The organism is Shimia sp. (genome assembly GCF_965227725.1).
In the GTDB taxonomy this organism is placed as follows: Bacteria; Pseudomonadota; Alphaproteobacteria; order Rhodobacterales; family Rhodobacteraceae; genus Shimia.
The window spans coordinates 643,961-659,359 of sequence record NZ_CBDDGH010000001.1 but is presented as its reverse complement, the minus strand read 5'-3'; the positions used below and the strand labels follow the sequence as shown (position 1 = coordinate 659,359).

Genomic DNA, 15,399 nt, shown 5'->3' with positions numbered 1-15,399 from the left:
GAAGAGCCGTGACCAAGGAATTTCTACCAAACGCAGAGTGCTCTGAAACGCTTTTAGTGATTTTGATGTGCGTGAGGAGTGCCGTTTGGAAGGCCTCGTTAGTTCTTGTTCACAATGCGATACAGAGAACCCGGTTGGCGCCAATTTTTGCCAACACTGCGGGAACTCGCTGCGACTGGCGTGTTCAAACTGCGGCCACCAGACCACGCCGGGCGCGAAATTCTGTACCAATTGCGGCACCGCGCTGGAGGAAGAGGCGCGGGAAGATCTGCTGAGCGCCACGCCTGCGCCTCAGGATGCGATCTTTAAGGTGCCAACAATCCCGCCACCTGAGGATGTGGCAGAGCGGCGGTTGCTCACGGTCTTGTTCAGCGACCTTGTTGGCTCGACCGCCTTGTCGGCCCAGCTCGATCCCGAAGACTACCGCGATCTGATCACCCGCTACCGCACGCTGGTGGAAACCGTGGTCGACAAATTTGGCGGCAAGGTTGCCAATTTTGCCGGGGATGGCGTTGTGGCGGTGTTCGGCTATCCGGTGGCCAAAGAGGGCAGCCACTACGCCGCCGCCGTCTGCGCGCTGGAAATCAACGACCGTGCCGCAGAGATCGCCAGCGCGCTGAACGACAGCTCCGTCAGCACACAGGTGCGCCTCGGATTGCACACTGGCCCCGTTGTGGTCGGCGCCGCCAACAGTGCCTCTCTGGATGAGAAAATGTGGCTCTTCGGGGATACGCCCAATGTCGCCGCGCGGGTGCAGTCCGCCGCCAAGGTTGGCCAGGTTGTGGTGACAGAGGTCACACGCAGATTGATCGGCGACCGGCTGGAGTATGCCTCGCTTGGCAGTCCGGAGCTCGCCGGTGTCGAAGCCCCGCTTGAGCTTTTTTCTGTGTCGATCAGCCACGGCGTCTTCCAGACCCCGCGCAGGGAGGTTTTGCAAAGCGATACGCCGATCATAGGACGCGGGGCAGAGATCGCACTGGTGAAGTCGCGCTGGGACGATGCGCTGGAAGGCGACGGGCAGGTGCTTCTGCTCACCGGAGACGCGGGCGTTGGCAAAACCAAAATCGCCTTTGCGCTCAATCAGGATATCAGCAACGGCACCTTCAGCAGCCTCACCTTCTTTGGCTCACCCATGCACCAAAGCAGCGCGTTCTTTCCGGTCAAAAACGCTCTGGCTTCCGTGATGAACCTCACACCCGGCGCCGAGGCGTCTGACAACCGGGCGCAGGCCATCGCCTTCATGCAAAAGCTCGGCCTTGATGTCACCATCAGCGGCGCGCCGGTCCTGCGTCTCATGGGCTTTGATGAGGAGACCGGCAGCTCGGCTCCGATGGCACCAGAGCGTGAAAAAGCCGCCCTTGTCAGCGCACTCTTGCAAATCTGCTGCGCGATGGAGGCAGAGCACCCGCTGCTCCTGCTTCTGGATGACGTGCACTGGATGGATGCCTCCACGCTGGATTTTGTCGACCAGTGGATCGCCCGGCTTGCGGAGCGGCGCTGTCTGATCCTGATGACTGCACGCGGAGAATTTGACTCCCCCTGGCGCAACCAGCCCCATGTCACCACGCTGGAGCTCAACCGACTTGGCCGCGCCGACACCTTCAAACTGGTCGAAAGCATCGCCGGTATGCGCCCGCCCGCCGCCATCCTCAACCAGCTTGCGGAGCGCACCGACGGTGTGCCGCTCTTTGTGGAGGAGCTGACCAAAATGGCGATGGAGACCGGCCTCTTTGAGGATCACTCCCAAAGCACCGCCGAGCTGTCCCTCGCAATCCCGGAATCCCTGCAGGACTCGCTGATGTCACGTCTGGATCGGCTCTCCGCCAGCCGCGAGGTGGTGCAGGTCGCCGCCGCAATCGGGCGCGTCTTTGGACATGACATCCTGCGCGAGGTGCTGGATTGGGACGAGCTGGAAACCCGCGACGCGCTGGATCAGCTCTTGGAGGCCGAACTGATCGTGCCCGCTGGACTGCCGGGTGATGTGCAGTCTTACAAATTCCGCCACGCTCTGGTGCAGGATGCAGCCTATCAATCCATGCTGCGCGCCACAGCGGCCAAATGGCACGGTCGGATTGCCCGCGTGCTCGACACAGGCGACCCCAGAGAGCCGGGGGGCGAGCCGGAAATCCTTGGCTATCACTACCAAAAGGCAGGCAATTTTGCCAAAGCCGAAGGCTTTATGCTCTCCGCGGCACGGCGCGCCACCTTGCAGTCCGCCAACGTCGAAGCGATCTCTCATCTGCAGAACTCTCTGGAATGCCTGCGCGAGCTGCCACCGTCTCAGGAGCGTGATCATCGCGAGATTGATCTGCAAATCTTGCTCGCCGTGCCTCTGGCCTTTGTGCGCGGCTATGCCCATGAAACCGTGATCACCGCCTATGCCCGCGCACAGGAGCTCTGCCGCCAATACGGTGAAATGGAGCGGCTCTTCAAAGTCATCTACGGCCAGTTCCGCTCCATGATGCTGGGGGGCGAATACGCCACCTCGCAAAACAACGCAGACCGGCTGGTCTCTCTGGCCCGCGACCTTGGCAGCCCCATGACACTGGCCGCGACCGAGCGCTCCATGGGCGCGTTGCAGACCTATCTGGGCCACCCGCACAAAGCCATTTCCTTTCTGGATGCCGGCATCGCCGTGGATCTGACATTGGAGGACCGCAAGCGCGGGCTGGATTTTGATGTGGTGGATCTGTCGGTGGCGCTCAACGGCTACCTCGGCCTGTCGCGCTGGCTCGCAGGGGATGTGATCGGCGCCCGTGAGGCCAGCGAGCGCTGCCTTGTCCACGCCGAAGAAACCGCGCATCCCTTCAGCGTGTCTTTTGCCAATGCCTTTGCCGGATGGCTTGGACAATTCAGCGGCGACGAGGCCCGCGTGGCCGAAACCTCCGCCCGCCTGATCACCCTGTCGGAAGAGTATTCCTTCCAGTTCTGGCGCGGCTGGGCGCGGGTGATGAACGGCTGGGCGCAGCGCCACGACCCGCAGGTCAACGCATTGGCCGAAATCCGGCTTGGCTTGGATGAATGGCGCGAGACCGGTTGCCGCCTTGGTCTGAGTTATTTCCTCTACCTCTACGCCGACGTGGCGCTCTTGCGCGAGGAGTTTGATCTGGCCGAAGACCTGCTGGCGGAGGCCAATGATTTTGTCACCATAAGCGGGGAGAAATTCTGGGTTGTCGGTCTCGCCGGGTTGCAGGGGCGGGTGGCGCTGGCCAAAGGCAACCGCACCGCGGCGATCACCCATCTGGAGCGTGCCATCGCGCTGGCGTTTGAGATGGGCCACCACGGGGCCTTGCCCTCGGCCGTGGCCGATCTCGCCGCCATCCCCTCGGCGGCAGACAGGCTGCGCGACGCAAGCGACAACATGAAAACCAAGCTTGGCAAGGCCAAGGCCAAAGACCCGGCCCTGACCCAGGCGTGGAAGGCCTTGGCCAAGCTGGCCACCTGAAACACAGAAAAGACGGAGAGAAGATCAAGCACATCGTCAGCCGCCAGAAAGGCGGCACATAGGGAGGGACCAATGACAGACGACAGCCAGACTGAAAACCCGTGCAAACAGATCAATATCGCGGGCGTGATGCCCAAGCTGCCCAAAGAATTTGACACTTTCCCCTTCTTCTATGCCTCCCTGCAATGCCAATGGATGTACTGGTACACAGACCCGGACGTCGCCGAAGCCTTTGTCAAAGGCACTGGTCTCTGTGTCGCCAGATTTCCCGATGGCAAAGGCAACGACAAAGCTGTCATTCTTCTGAATTTCCAACGCTACACCGCGCATTACGACAATTCGCTTGGCTTTGTGAACGAGGTGGAATTCAATCTTCTCGCCTATCCGCAAAACCGCGTCCCTGGCGTGCCGCAGGTCTCGCTGTGGGAGTATCTGCACGGCCGCGATCAAACCAAAACCATTGGTCACTTGCGCGTGCATGTGGCCGCTGACAACGCCATGGCAGTGAAGGCCGGGCGGGAGGCCTTTGGCGAACCGAAGTTTCTGGGCCACTTCAATTACAAGGTGCCTGCTCTCAATGCCAAGATGAAGGGGGAGCCGCCCCGGCAAAGTAAGAAATGGTGGATACAGCTGGTCAATCCCGATGATCCTGAAACCATCGTCTACGACCTGAGTGCCGATTTCGGCCTGCTGACCGGTGATCAATGGGCGATCACCAATTGCACGCCGATCCCTGAATTTGCCACCGGCTTGGGGCGCACGGTCTGGACCCGCTGGACCATCTCCGGACTGTTTGAAACCGCGCTGCTGACCGATGAAGCGGGGCAGGAGATCGCCAAGACCTTCGAGCTCAAGCTCGGGGACAATGACTTCCCCATGACGCGGGACATGCACAGGCTTTTCACTGATATGACGCCCGTGGCCATTCAGGTCTTTGAAAGTCCACCCGCCTGTTTTGAGCCGCGCGGCTTTTACGTCGACGCCATTGACGGAGACCGCCATGACACAGTCTGATCCCGCCTTTGACGCCTTCCTCACCATCAGCGCGGTGCTGACCGGTTATTCCCCCGCCGAATTGCAAGGCACCGGCTGCGCCCCCGAATATTGGCATCAATTTCAGCAGGTCCTGTCAGAGGAGGTCCGCGAAAGCTTTCTCGCGGGCGCTGGCAAACTCGGGTGCAATGACCCGGATGCCGTCGTGCGCGACCACTTTCTTTCAGACAAATGCCACGGCCCCGTCGCCCGCGCCCTGATCCAGCTTTGGTACCTCGGCCAATGGGCGCCGCTGCCTCAGGACTGGACCGATGCCTACGGTGCATCGCGCTTTGACACCGCGCGCATCCTCTCCAGCCGCGCCTATAAGGAAGGCCTCGTCTGGGATGCCATCGGCGCGCACCCTATGGGTGCCAAACAACAGGGTTTTGGCGCTTGGGCGATGAAACCTCCTGCGGGGAGGGGCGGATCATGAGCGCTGATGTGTTTGAAGAAGACCGGTTTTATGATGTGGTCATCGTTGGCGCGGGCATTGCTGGTGGGATCGTCGCCAAAGAGCTCGCCGCCGCTGGCCAGACCGTCCTTATTCTGGAGGCGGGCGCAGACCACGGCGAGACGTGGCAGACCTACCGGAGCTATCTTGACCAATATTACATGTCGATGGCCAAGACCCCCAACTCGCCCTATCCCAATCTGCCCACGTTGCCTTCTCCCTCGGTGCTCGACATCACCGCCGTGCGCGGCACCCAGCCAGACACCAACGGCTATTTTGTGCAGAAAGGCCCGCTGCCCTTTGGCAGCAACTACCTGCGCGCCTATGGCGGCACCATGCTGCATTGGCTCGGCACCAGCCTGCGCATGATGCCTGCCGATTTTGAGATGCAGACCCGCTTTGGCAAAGGGGTGGACTGGCCGATCTCCTATCAGGATCTGCGCCCTTACTATGAGCGTGCTGAATGGGAGATTGGCGTTTCCGCCGATGTGAAAGAGCAGACCCCCGAGGCGCTGGGCATCAATCCAACCCAGCCGGAGGACAACGAAGGATACTTCGCCAAAGACTACGAATACCCGATGCACCCGATCCCCTCGTCTTATGTGGATGGGTTCTTTGCCAAGGCTGATGATATGCCGATCAACATCGGACATGATGACGGCCCGGTCCATCTGAAGGTTTCCAACACGCCGCAAGGGCGCAACTCGACCCCGCGCAGGCCCAAAGAGAAAGATGGAACTTTTTCGGTGGGCAATGAGCCGCGCGCGCCTTTTGTGCCGCGCGGCGCAACCGGCGCTTTTGCCTTCATGGGCCAACGCTGTGAGGGCAACTCCAGCTGCATCCCGATCTGCCCCATTCAGGCCAAATACAACGCCATGAAGACGCTGGGCGATGCGGTCCATCTGGGCAAAGACCGTCTGCGCAAGGTCACGCAGGCCGTGGTCTCCAAAGTCGAGGTGGGAGAGGACGGCAAGGTCTGTGGCATCATCTACAAGAAATACCCGTTCCCGGGCGTGGCGCAGTTTGATCTGCGCCGCGTGCGTGCCCGCCAATATGTGCTGGCCGGTGGCGCGGTGGAGAATGTCACCTTGGCGCTGGCCTCAAACCTCTGCCGCAGCAGCGGCGAGCTCGGCCGCAACCTGATGGATCATCCTTACATGATGTGCTGGGGCGCGGCGCCGGAGCCTGTCGGTGCTTTCCGTGGCCCTGGCTCGACCTCTTCTTATGCGAACTTCCGCGATGGCAGCTTCCGGGGCCGCAAAGGCGCCTTCCGTCTGGAAATCGGCAACTGGGGGTGGAACTTCGCGGCGGGCTCTCCAAATGCGGATGTGGCGCGGCTTGTGGAACAGGACAACCTCTATGGCACCGCCCTGCGTGACAAACTTTACCATGATGTGCAGCGGCAGGTCCGCCTTGGCGTCTTGGTCGAGCAGCTCCCGCGCGCCTCAAACCGCGTGACAATTGATCCGGCCTACCGCACGCCGATGGGCGATTTCCGACCGGTGATCGCCTATGATCTGGATGACTACTCCCGCGCCGGTCTCGCCGCCGCGCGCGATGTCTGCAAACAGATCTTCCAGCGCCTCGGCGTGAAAGACCACACCGCCTATGATCCCAATTCCGCAGGCTATTTCACCTACAACGGCAAGGGTTACACCTTCTGGGGCGCAGGCCACCTTGTCGGCACCCATCGCATGGGCACCTCGCGCAAAAACTCTGTCACCAACAGCGTTTCGCAAACGTGGGATCACGAGAACCTCTGGATGGTCGGCTGCGGCTCCATGCCCACCATTGCCACCTCCAATCCCACGCTGACCCTCGCCGCTCTGGCCTTCCGGGCGGCCGATGCGCTCAAAGCGGCGTTGAAACAGGAGGCCGTGGCATGACACAGGATCTCTCTGCCGCCCGTCACGAGCTCTGCACCCTTCTGCAACAGGCACTGATGCTGGAGCTCTCCACTATCCCGCCCTATGCCACGGCGCTTTATTCGATCCTGCAGGAGGGGCAATACAACCGCTCCGACCCGGAGCTGGTGAATGCCGAACCCATTGAAGTCATCCGGCAGGTCATGGTCGAGGAAATGCTGCATATGGTGCTGGTCGCCAACGTGCTGAACGGCATTGGCGGCAGGCCGCAGATGACCAACCCCGACCTCTTGCCAACCTACCCGCATGCGCTGCTCGGCGGGCGCGGCCCAACGGTGCATCTGCGCCGCTTCACACCGGATCAGATCAAAACCTTCCGCCAAATCGAAACAGCCCCCGAAAGCCCCTACCCGGGGGAGCACGGCGATTATCATACCATCGGGGGCTTCTACATCTTCATCAAAACCCGTCTCAAAGACATCTGCGACACCTTCGGCGCTGAGGCGATCTTCATCGGTGCCGAAGACCGCCAGATCAACAATGACGACTACTACGGGGCAGGGGGGCATGTGATTGAAATCATCGGCTCTCCAGAAGAGCGCTACGCCGCCGCGATAGAGGCCATTGATGAGATCATGGAGGAGGGCGAGGGCGCCTGTCTCGGCCATCGCGCCGGTGACAATGATCCCATCCCCGGCCCAGCAGACCACGAAGACGTCGCGCACTACTTCAAGTTCAACGAAATCCTGCACAGCCGCTACTATCACCCCGACGATCCCGTCGACGGCCCGCCCACGGGCAAAGACCTGATCGTGGATTGGCGCGCGGTCTCCCCGATGCGCGATGACCCTGCGCAGGATCACATTGCGGGCCAAAAAGACATTGAAGCCATGTCACATGCCTTCAATGTCACATGGTCCAAGCTGCTGAGAGGGCTGGAGCGCGCCTTTAACGGCGAGCGCGCCGCGCTGCGCCAACTGGTGCCGGTGATGTATGACCTCAAGTCAGACGCCACCAAGCTGATGCGCACCCCGCTGCCGGACGACTCCGGCGAAACGGCGGGGCCAACGTGGACCTATCTGCCGGATTGCGGGAGGTAGAGGCGCAGGCGCGCCATCCTCAGGCCGCTGTCACCAACCCTTGCAGATCGGTGCGCTCCAGTGACGGCGCATAGCCTTCCAGTACCGCCCGATGGTTCTTTTGCAGGCGGCGGACCAGCTGTTTCTGCCGCGGGTTTTCCGGGATCACATAGGCGCTTTTGGCGTCAAATGCGGCATCGCGGGTTTCCGGAAAGATTGCCTTGATCTCCGCAACCGCCTCACGGGACAGGGCGCATTCCGTCATCTTGCCAAACAGCAGGCTCTCGCTCGGGCAGCCTTCGGCAAAGACCACCTCATGCTGATCAAATAGCAGATGCACATAGTCCACCTCTGAGGTCGGGCGATGCAGGGAAATGCCGGGCAGACCGCACAGACGGATTGCCGCCACAAGCGCGGTCTTCCGCCCGAACATGCGCTGACAGATCGGGGAATGCACAGCCATGCGGTGCTGACGGGAGACAAAGAGGTCGCGCTCCGGCAGGCCCTGACCCAGCGCACCAGCGGCGATTCTCACCGGATGCAGCTTCTCGTCCTGCGCCAGCTCTTCGGCCGTAAGTTGTCGGCGGCCAACCCAGCGCACGGGTTTGAGGCCGGTCTCTGTGCGCACCACATCCCCAATCTCGATATCGCGTGCGGCCTTGGTGCCATTGGCCGTGGCAATCCGCGTGCCGCCTGCAAAACAGACCATCAGCGAAATATTGTCGACAATCGCACCAAGGCTGTCATTGGGGCCGCGCTCGGTAAACCGCAGCGTATAGGTGCCGCCTTTGGGAAAGGAGACTGGCAGCGAAAACTCCAACAGCTCATTGGCTGTCGGGCGCACTTCCATGGAGGCAATGACTTTGTTGTCTGCATCCAGAATTTCGACGTTGAAGCCTTCTTTGCCCGCGTTGCGATTCGAGGCGTTCCGCAGGGCAGAATCAAAGGTCAACTCTGTGTCGGTGCCGTGAGACACCTCAAAACTCTGCTCAAGAACAGTGGTCAGCCCACGCCGCCCATCCAACTCGGACACCGCGTTTTGCGAGCCATTGTGCAGATACGCCGTCTCTCTGTGGTTTGCCTCAATATCACTGCCGCTCCATCCGGATGCACCCGCATCGAATGTGCCGTTAATGATTAAATTCTTTGGAGCCATGAAAATTACCCATCACCATAAGGAACCTACTAACACACGAAGTATTTGATTCAAGTTTGAACCAATTTAATTGGTTAACGCGTTCAAACGTGAAGTCTTAAATTTATTGGGTTGTGACTGTCATTTTACGCCCCAAAGGTTAACAGAATCTGCCGGGGCGGTTGGGGCTGCCTTTGGGGCCTTGGTCAGGGGGCTGACCACAAGCGATCAGCGGGCAACAAAAAAGGCCGCCCGAAACTCGGACGGCCTCTTAATTTTCTTAAGGCGCGGTCTATTACAGACCGGTGGACACGTCGATCGTGTTGCCTTCTTCCAGGGTCACGTAAGCCTTTTTAACGTCTTTACGCTTGCCGAGCTGGCCGCGGAAACGCTTGACTTTACCCTTGGTGATGGTGGTGTTGACCGCTTTGACCTTCACACCAAAGAGCGCTTCAACAGCTTCTTTGATCTGTGGTTTGTTGCTGTCGATCGCCACTTCGAAAACCACTGCGCCGTTCTCAGACGCCATGGTGGATTTCTCGGTGATGACCGGCTTGCGGATCACATCGTAGTGTTCTGCCTTCGCGCTCATTTCAGACGAGCCTCCAGTGCTTCGATCCCCGCTTTGGTGATCACCAGGGTGTCACGCTTGAGGATGTCATAGACGTTCGCGCCCATGGTCGGCAAGATGTCCAGACCGTCGATGTTGCGCGATGCTTTCAGGAAGCCTTCGTTCACGGATGCACCGTCGATGACCAGAGCACGTTTCCAGCCCAGGTTTTTCACCTGCTTGGCCAGAGCTGCGGTCTTGCCTTCAGCTGCTGCATCTTCGATCACAACCAGCTCGCCTGCTTTCGCTTTGGCGGACAGGGCGTGCTTCAGGCCCAGCTTGCGGAACTTCTTAGGCAGATCGTGGCCGTGGCTGCGAACAACCGGACCTTTGTAGATACCACCACCACGGAAGATCGGCGCGTTGCGGTCACCGTGGCGTGCGCCACCGGTGCCTTTTTGGCGGTAGATCTTCTTTGTGGAGTAGGAAGTTTCCGAACGGGTCTTCACCTTGTGGGTGCCGGCCTGCGCGTTGTTGCGCTGCCAACGGACCACACGGTGCAGGATGTCCGCGCGTGGTTCCTGACCGAAGAGATCTTCGGACAGTTCAACTGAACCAGCTTTGGAGCCGTCGAGTTTGATCACGTCAAGTTTCATGCTTCACCACCTTCCGCAGGCGCTTCTGCTGCTTCGGTTGCTGCTGCCTTGATTGCCGCCGGGAATGGCAGACCTTCAGGCGCTTTCTTCTTCACGGCGTCCTTAACGGAAACCCAGCCACCTTTGGAGCCAGGCACAGCGCCTTTGATGAAGAGCAGACCACGCTCGGCGTCGGTTTTCACGACTTCGAGGTTTTGGGTGGTTACGCGAACCGCACCCATGTGACCGGCCATCTTCTTGCCTTTGAACACGCGGCCCGGGTCTTGACACTGACCGGTGGAACCGTGCGAACGGTGGCTGATCGAAACACCGTGTGTTGCGCGCAGACCGCCGAAGTTGTGGCGTTTCATGGCACCGGCAAAACCTTTACCGATCGAAGTGCCCGCAACGTCCACTTTCTGACCTTCAACGAAGTGCTCTGCGGAGATTTCCGCGCCCACTTCAATCAGGCCTTCTGCTGGAACGCGGAACTCAACCAGCTTGCGCTTTGGTTCCACTTTCGCTGCTGCGAAGTGGCCACGCATGGCTTGGGAGGTGCGTTTGGCCTTGGCGGAGCCAGCGCCGAGCTGAACGGCGGTGTAGCCGTCTTTCTCTTCGGTGCGCTGTGCAACAACCTGCAGGCCGTCGAGGTGGAGAACGGTCACAGGGATCTGCTTACCGTCTTCCATGAACAAGCGGGTCATGCCCACTTTCTTTGCGATAATACCGGAACGCATCAGATGTTCTCCTTAAACAGAGATCTGCACGTCCACGCCGGCCGCCAGGTCGAGCTTCATCAGCGCGTCTACGGTCTGCGGGGTCGGATCAACGATGTCGAGAAGACGCTTGTGCGTGCGGATCTCGAACTGATCGCGGGATTTCTTGTCTACGTGAGGACCACGCAGAACGGTGAACTTCTCAATCTTGTTGGGAAGCGGGATCGGGCCACGAACCTGCGCGCCGGTGCGCTTTGCAGTGTTCACGATTTCCTGTGTGCTGGCATCCAGGACACGGTAATCAAAAGCCTTCAGCCGAATGCGAATGTTTTGACTTTGCATTTCGTCAGCCTTTTTTAGGCGTTGGAGTTGAGAGGAGGACCTGCGACCACCGCAAACCCTCATCGAACTCAAAAAGCGGGAATCACCCCGCCTTCCTATTCCCATAGGGAACCAGCGCCCTTTACAGCCGATTTTCTAAGCGGGCAAGGGGTATTGTGATATTCAGAGGCTTTGGCCGCTGACCGGTCAGAGCGGACCTGCGTTAACTCTTCATCGCATGCAGCAGATCCAAGAGCCCTTTGCGGTCGTTATCATCGGAGAAATCGCCATTGGCAAGCCGCTCGGCGATATGCAGGCGCAGCTCTTCTTGGCGCAGTCGCACATCTTCATTCGCGGTTTCTGCCAGTGTCTTCATGATGGCGGCGATGGCTTGCTGTCTTTTGGTGGTTGGATTGGCGATATAGTCCATCAGACTCTTTTGGCCGGACTCCAAAATGCTCTCAGCGATGTGGCGCAGCTGATCACCATTGGGAAAGATCGGTTTCGTTTTCACTGGTAAGGGCGCAGCCTCTGGGGGAGGCGCATCAATCACCGCGTTGGCACCATCGACAAAAGCCTCGGTGATCATTCGTGTGATTTGGATCGCGCGAGGGTCGCGAAACAAAGTGGAGGCGATCGCTACACCATAGTCAGTGTAGACCCATGGGTTCACACGGCGCCCGCCGCGCCCTCTTGGTTTTGAAATCACATTCTGTGACTGCAAATCGGCAACTTCTTCGTCAGTCAGCTGAAAGCGGTACCCTTCAAAGAGGTCTTTGTTGCGCGTCACAGCCTGATTGAAGGCGCTGACAGATTTTCCATAAAAGCCGGCCAGATCCTCCGCCAGCACAACCCGCTTTCCGCGCACTTTCTGGATCGCGCTTCGCACAGTCTCGGAACTTGGCAGATCTGTCATGAGGCGGCCTCAAGGATTGGGATCACAAAGTGTGATTTCAAACTGGCCCAGATGAAAGCGACCCGCAAGCACTGGCGTTTGAGGCGTGTGCGACAAAGAAAGAGGGAGGCTCTTACGTAATCGCCTCAAGCTCTTCTTTGGTCAGATCGCCGGGCACCACGGTGATCGGGATCGGCAGGCTGCCGGAGTTGCGCGACATCTGCGACACCAGAGGGCCGGGCCCCTTGCGGTCGTTGCCTGCGCCAAGGACCAAAACGCCAATTTCAGGGTCTTCGCGGATTTCAGACAGGATCTCTGTCACCGCTTCGCCTTCGCGGATCTTCAGCTCCGGATCGACGTTCTGGCGGTCCCGCATCCATTTGGCAAACACCTCATAATGCACCTCGATCCGCTCCCGCGCCTCTTCGCGCATCAGATCGCTCACACCAATCCAGTGATTGAACTCTTCCGGCGGAATGACCGACAGGATTTTCACACCCCCACCGGTGCTTGCCGCCCGCATCGCGGCAAAGCGCATCGCATTGAGACATTCCCGGCTGTCATCCAGCACCACGAGGAACTTGCGCATCACATTTCTCCCTTTCGGAGATCATGCCGCTTAGGGTGGGGCGGCGCAACATCTGTTTGCGCCGAAATCCCCAACGTCTTAGGCCGGTTAGCGCCGATCAGGCCGCGCTTGAGGCGGCCCAGTCCCAGTAAAGCTCGCGCACACGCCGTGTGATTGGTCCGGTCTGATACTGGCGATCATCAAAGGCGCTCACAGGCGTCACTTTGTTCATATTGCCGGACATGAAGACCTCATCGGCCTCTTCAAAGTCCTGATAGCCAAGCACCGTTTCGTGTACGGTCACACCATCTGCGCGCAGGTTTTCAATGTGGCGCGCGCGGGTGATGCCTGCGAGGAAGGTGCCGTTTGGCACCGGCGTGAACACTTCACCGTCGCGGACCATAAAGATATTGGCGGTCGCGGTTTCCGCCACATTGCCCATCGCGTCACAGGTCAGCGTGTTGGAAAAGCCCTTGGTGTGGGCCTCACGCAGCATGCGTGCGTTGTTTGGATAGAGACAGCCTGCCTTGGCGTTGACCACCGCGCTTTCCAGCACAGGGCGGCGGAACCGGGTTTTGGTCAGGGTGGCGGCGGCTTCTGGCGCAGCCATCGGGATTTCCTCAAGGCAGAGGGCAAAGCCCGTTGTGTCTGCGCTTGGCACAATGGCTGTCGCGTCGCCATCAATGCCCCAGTACATCGGGCGGATGTAAACAGCGGCGCCGGGGGCATAAGCTTTCAGCCCGTCTTTCGCGATTTCCACCATTTCCTCTGCGCTGACCGTTGGTGTCAGCAACAGCGCTTCAGCGGAGCGGTTGGTGCGCGCGCAGTGTTTGTCCAGATCCGGGGTTAGACCATTCACCATCCGTGCGCCGTCAAAAACAGAGGATCCCAGCCACGCGCCATGATCTGCGGCGCGCATAATCGGCGCGTCGCCGTCATGCCAGCTGCCGTTGAAATAGGTGCGAATGTTGCTGCCGGTTGCCATGGTAAAACCCCTCTCAAGCTTGCTCGGACACTATGCCGCGCTTTACCCAACGTCCAGCCCGACAATGGCAAAAAAGCTGACCCATTCCTTTCGATGGTGCCCCCCACAAAAAAGAAAAGCCCCGCCGGGCTCGGCAGGGCTTCTCAGTGACTATGTTATGTGCCGCGCGCTTACCGCAGGCGCTGACCATTGGCCATCACGTGGCCTTTCTCGTTGACCTCGATTTTGGAGGTCAGAGTGTCTTCACCTGCACCCGGTTTGGTGAAGGTGCCCATCATGAAGCGGGCTGCCAGAGCCTGATCTTCAGGCAGCAAGCCCATGCTGACCAATGTGTCCATCAGCCCGTTGACGCCTTTGATGGTCAGGTCTACCGCGCCTTCCGGACGTGGCAGCCCGTCAAAGGTTTCCAGATCGCTGTTGTCAAAGACAAAGTCGCCTGCGCCTTCCACGCTCGCACCGGCCAGGGTCAGGCGCAGTTCGTTCAGGCTAATGTTGTTCAACTCGCCTGGCACCTCAGTGGTGTTTTCATCCAGCGTGAACAGATCGGTCAGAATGGTGCCCTTGCCGGCGATGTCCACAATCAGCGTCGCCGGATCACGCGGCAGCGCTTGGGTCGGGTCAAACATGCTCCACAGCAGCTCGGAGACCGAGAAGTCCTTGAGAGCAAGCTTCAGGCCAAAATCCTGCGCCTCATCAGAAGCGGACAGCGGCACATCAAACCCATAGGAAAATTCGCCAAAGGTTACATCCACCGGGATCGGCAGCTCACCGCCTGCACCGCTGAAGTTCGTGTCCGTGGCGCTGCCTTCGTAAGAGACATGCTTGCTGTTCATATCGAGGGTGAGATCACCTTTGCCGCTGCTCAGCGCGAATTTGCCCGGCGCACGCCCGTCGTTATAGGTCAGATCGGCGGTCATGCCGTCATAGGTGTAGCCACCGGTGATGCTGAATGTGTCGGTGAACAGGGCTGCCGCATCATCATCGAAATCCACATCCGGCAGGGTGCTTTCCGCCTGTGCTTTCAGGCCGCTCAGCGTCACTACCGCATCCAGCGCCTCATCGCCTTCCGGCTCGCGCGCCATCACATTCAATGTGAAGCTCTCGATCTCAGACGTGCCGCGGTTGGTGGTGTCCTCCCCAAGGATCAGCTCAGACATGCCGGTCACACCCGCCAGCACCATGCCGATATCGATCCCTTCGACCGCCTCATCGTCCACCACCAGCTCGGTGACGTCGATTGTCGCCTCGCTGGCCCCATAGGTGTAGGTCAGCGCCTCAGGCTTGCCGGACACAACGGTGCTCAGATCGCCATTCAGCGTCAGTGTGATCGCAAAGGACTCTTCGGTGGTGTCAGAGCTCACCGAAACCGCCTTGTTTTCCGGCAGCACAACCGACACGGTGCCGTCGCCGTTTTCCACCAGCGCCATATCGCCAAAGTCGACAACCGCCTCTGCTTCTTCTTCCGGGAAAGCCATCAGGACCTTCATGTCCGAAATCGACAGGGTGTTCCCGTCTTCGGCTTCGGTGGCCTCAATCGAATAGCCGGAGGCGGCCATATAGTCTTGCCAATGTTGCCAGACGTCGCGCGCGCTGACATCCGCCACTGCAGACTGGGCAAAAAGGACCGTCGCCAAAGCTGTGGTCGAAAAGACGCCAGAGGCTGAAATATGCATAACTTAGTCTACCTTTTCAAAGCATTTGGCCTAACCTCTGATGAAG

Annotated in this window: 14 protein-coding genes; 5 read left to right on the top strand and 9 right to left on the bottom strand. The window is 59.4% G+C overall.

Features of this window, described 5'->3' with window-relative positions; all coding sequences use genetic code 11:
- Positions 1-85 precede the first annotated feature (85 nt).
- From ACO07T_RS03210 to ACO07T_RS03190, 5 genes are all read left to right on the top strand, one after another.
- Positions 86-3,445 (top strand): adenylate/guanylate cyclase domain-containing protein, encoded by a 3,360-nt coding sequence (locus ACO07T_RS03210; protein WP_422048233.1) that lies wholly within the window; start codon positions 86-88, stop codon positions 3,443-3,445.
- Positions 3,446-3,517: 72 nt separating this feature from the next.
- Positions 3,518-4,459: a hypothetical protein gene (locus tag ACO07T_RS03205; RefSeq protein ID WP_422048232.1), complete on the top strand. Its 942-nt coding sequence runs from the start codon at positions 3,518-3,520 to the stop codon at positions 4,457-4,459.
- On the top strand, positions 4,446-4,913 hold the full coding sequence (locus tag ACO07T_RS03200) for a hypothetical protein (RefSeq protein WP_422048231.1): 468 nt from the start codon (positions 4,446-4,448) through the stop codon (positions 4,911-4,913). The genes ACO07T_RS03205 and ACO07T_RS03200 overlap by 14 nt, the downstream gene beginning before the upstream one ends.
- Positions 4,910-6,817, top strand: a complete 1,908-nt coding sequence (locus tag ACO07T_RS03195; protein ID WP_422048230.1) for a GMC family oxidoreductase — start codon at positions 4,910-4,912, stop codon at positions 6,815-6,817. Before ACO07T_RS03200 ends, ACO07T_RS03195 begins: the two co-directional genes overlap by 4 nt.
- Entirely contained in the window at positions 6,814-7,896 is a 1,083-nt protein-coding gene (locus tag ACO07T_RS03190) for a ferritin-like domain-containing protein (RefSeq protein WP_422048229.1), read from the top strand. Before ACO07T_RS03195 ends, ACO07T_RS03190 begins: the two co-directional genes overlap by 4 nt.
- Positions 7,897-7,915: 19 nt before the next feature.
- Here ACO07T_RS03190 and ACO07T_RS03185 read toward each other — a convergent pair whose 3' ends face one another.
- The 9 genes from ACO07T_RS03185 to ACO07T_RS03145 all read right to left on the bottom strand — a co-directional run bounded on the left by ACO07T_RS03185 (position 7,916) and on the right by ACO07T_RS03145 (position 15,353).
- Entirely contained in the window at positions 7,916-9,031 is a 1,116-nt protein-coding gene (locus ACO07T_RS03185; RefSeq protein WP_422048228.1) for a Hint domain-containing protein, read from the bottom strand.
- 274 nt (positions 9,032-9,305) lie between these two features.
- Complete coding sequence (locus ACO07T_RS03180; RefSeq protein ID WP_058238271.1) at positions 9,306-9,602, bottom strand: 50S ribosomal protein L23; 297 nt, start codon at positions 9,600-9,602, stop codon at positions 9,306-9,308.
- Positions 9,599-10,216 (bottom strand): 50S ribosomal protein L4, encoded by a 618-nt coding sequence (rplD, locus tag ACO07T_RS03175; RefSeq protein WP_209064698.1) that lies wholly within the window; start codon positions 10,214-10,216, stop codon positions 9,599-9,601. Before rplD ends, ACO07T_RS03180 begins: the two co-directional genes overlap by 4 nt.
- Positions 10,213-10,932: a 50S ribosomal protein L3 gene (gene rplC / locus ACO07T_RS03170; protein WP_209064700.1), complete on the bottom strand. Its 720-nt coding sequence runs from the start codon at positions 10,930-10,932 to the stop codon at positions 10,213-10,215. Before rplC ends, rplD begins: the two co-directional genes overlap by 4 nt.
- A gap of 12 nt (positions 10,933-10,944) precedes the next feature.
- A complete protein-coding gene (gene rpsJ / locus ACO07T_RS03165; protein ID WP_044028221.1) occupies positions 10,945-11,253 on the bottom strand; it encodes a 30S ribosomal protein S10 in 309 nt (102 codons plus the stop codon).
- A gap of 202 nt (positions 11,254-11,455) precedes the next feature.
- Positions 11,456-12,148, bottom strand: a complete 693-nt coding sequence (locus tag ACO07T_RS03160) for an ORF6N domain-containing protein (protein ID WP_422048227.1) — start codon at positions 12,146-12,148, stop codon at positions 11,456-11,458.
- Positions 12,149-12,260: 112 nt separating this feature from the next.
- Entirely contained in the window at positions 12,261-12,716 is a 456-nt protein-coding gene (locus ACO07T_RS03155) for a universal stress protein (RefSeq protein WP_209064702.1), read from the bottom strand.
- Between the two features lie 97 nt (positions 12,717-12,813).
- Entirely contained in the window at positions 12,814-13,680 is an 867-nt protein-coding gene (locus ACO07T_RS03150; protein ID WP_422048226.1) for a branched-chain amino acid aminotransferase, read from the bottom strand.
- Positions 13,681-13,850: 170 nt separating this feature from the next.
- Positions 13,851-15,353, bottom strand: a complete 1,503-nt coding sequence (locus ACO07T_RS03145; protein ID WP_422048225.1) for a DUF2125 domain-containing protein — start codon at positions 15,351-15,353, stop codon at positions 13,851-13,853.
- Between the last annotated feature and the right edge of the window lie 46 nt (positions 15,354-15,399).

What these genes read in the sequence shown, in the direction of transcription:
- ACO07T_RS03205 (WP_422048232.1), top strand. Translation starts at nt 3,518, where the DNA reads ATGACAGACGACAGCCAGACTGAAAACCCGTGCAAACAGATCAATATC.
- ACO07T_RS03200 (WP_422048231.1), top strand. Translation starts at nt 4,446, where the DNA reads ATGACACAGTCTGATCCCGCCTTTGACGCCTTCCTCACCATCAGCGCG.
- ACO07T_RS03195 (WP_422048230.1), top strand. Translation starts at nt 4,910, where the DNA reads ATGAGCGCTGATGTGTTTGAAGAAGACCGGTTTTATGATGTGGTCATC.
- ACO07T_RS03190 (WP_422048229.1), top strand. Translation starts at nt 6,814, where the DNA reads ATGACACAGGATCTCTCTGCCGCCCGTCACGAGCTCTGCACCCTTCTG.
- ACO07T_RS03185 (WP_422048228.1), bottom strand. Translation starts at nt 9,031, where the DNA reads ATGGCTCCAAAGAATTTAATCATTAACGGCACATTCGATGCGGGTGCA.
- ACO07T_RS03180 (WP_058238271.1), bottom strand. Translation starts at nt 9,602, where the DNA reads ATGAGCGCGAAGGCAGAACACTACGATGTGATCCGCAAGCCGGTCATC.
- rplD (WP_209064698.1), bottom strand. Translation starts at nt 10,216, where the DNA reads ATGAAACTTGACGTGATCAAACTCGACGGCTCCAAAGCTGGTTCAGTT.
- rplC (WP_209064700.1), bottom strand. Translation starts at nt 10,932, where the DNA reads ATGCGTTCCGGTATTATCGCAAAGAAAGTGGGCATGACCCGCTTGTTC.
- rpsJ (WP_044028221.1), bottom strand. Translation starts at nt 11,253, where the DNA reads ATGCAAAGTCAAAACATTCGCATTCGGCTGAAGGCTTTTGATTACCGT.
- ACO07T_RS03160 (WP_422048227.1), bottom strand. Translation starts at nt 12,148, where the DNA reads ATGACAGATCTGCCAAGTTCCGAGACTGTGCGAAGCGCGATCCAGAAA.
- ACO07T_RS03155 (WP_209064702.1), bottom strand. Translation starts at nt 12,716, where the DNA reads ATGCGCAAGTTCCTCGTGGTGCTGGATGACAGCCGGGAATGTCTCAAT.
- ACO07T_RS03150 (WP_422048226.1), bottom strand. Translation starts at nt 13,680, where the DNA reads ATGGCAACCGGCAGCAACATTCGCACCTATTTCAACGGCAGCTGGCAT.
- ACO07T_RS03145 (WP_422048225.1), bottom strand. Translation starts at nt 15,353, where the DNA reads ATGCATATTTCAGCCTCTGGCGTCTTTTCGACCACAGCTTTGGCGACG.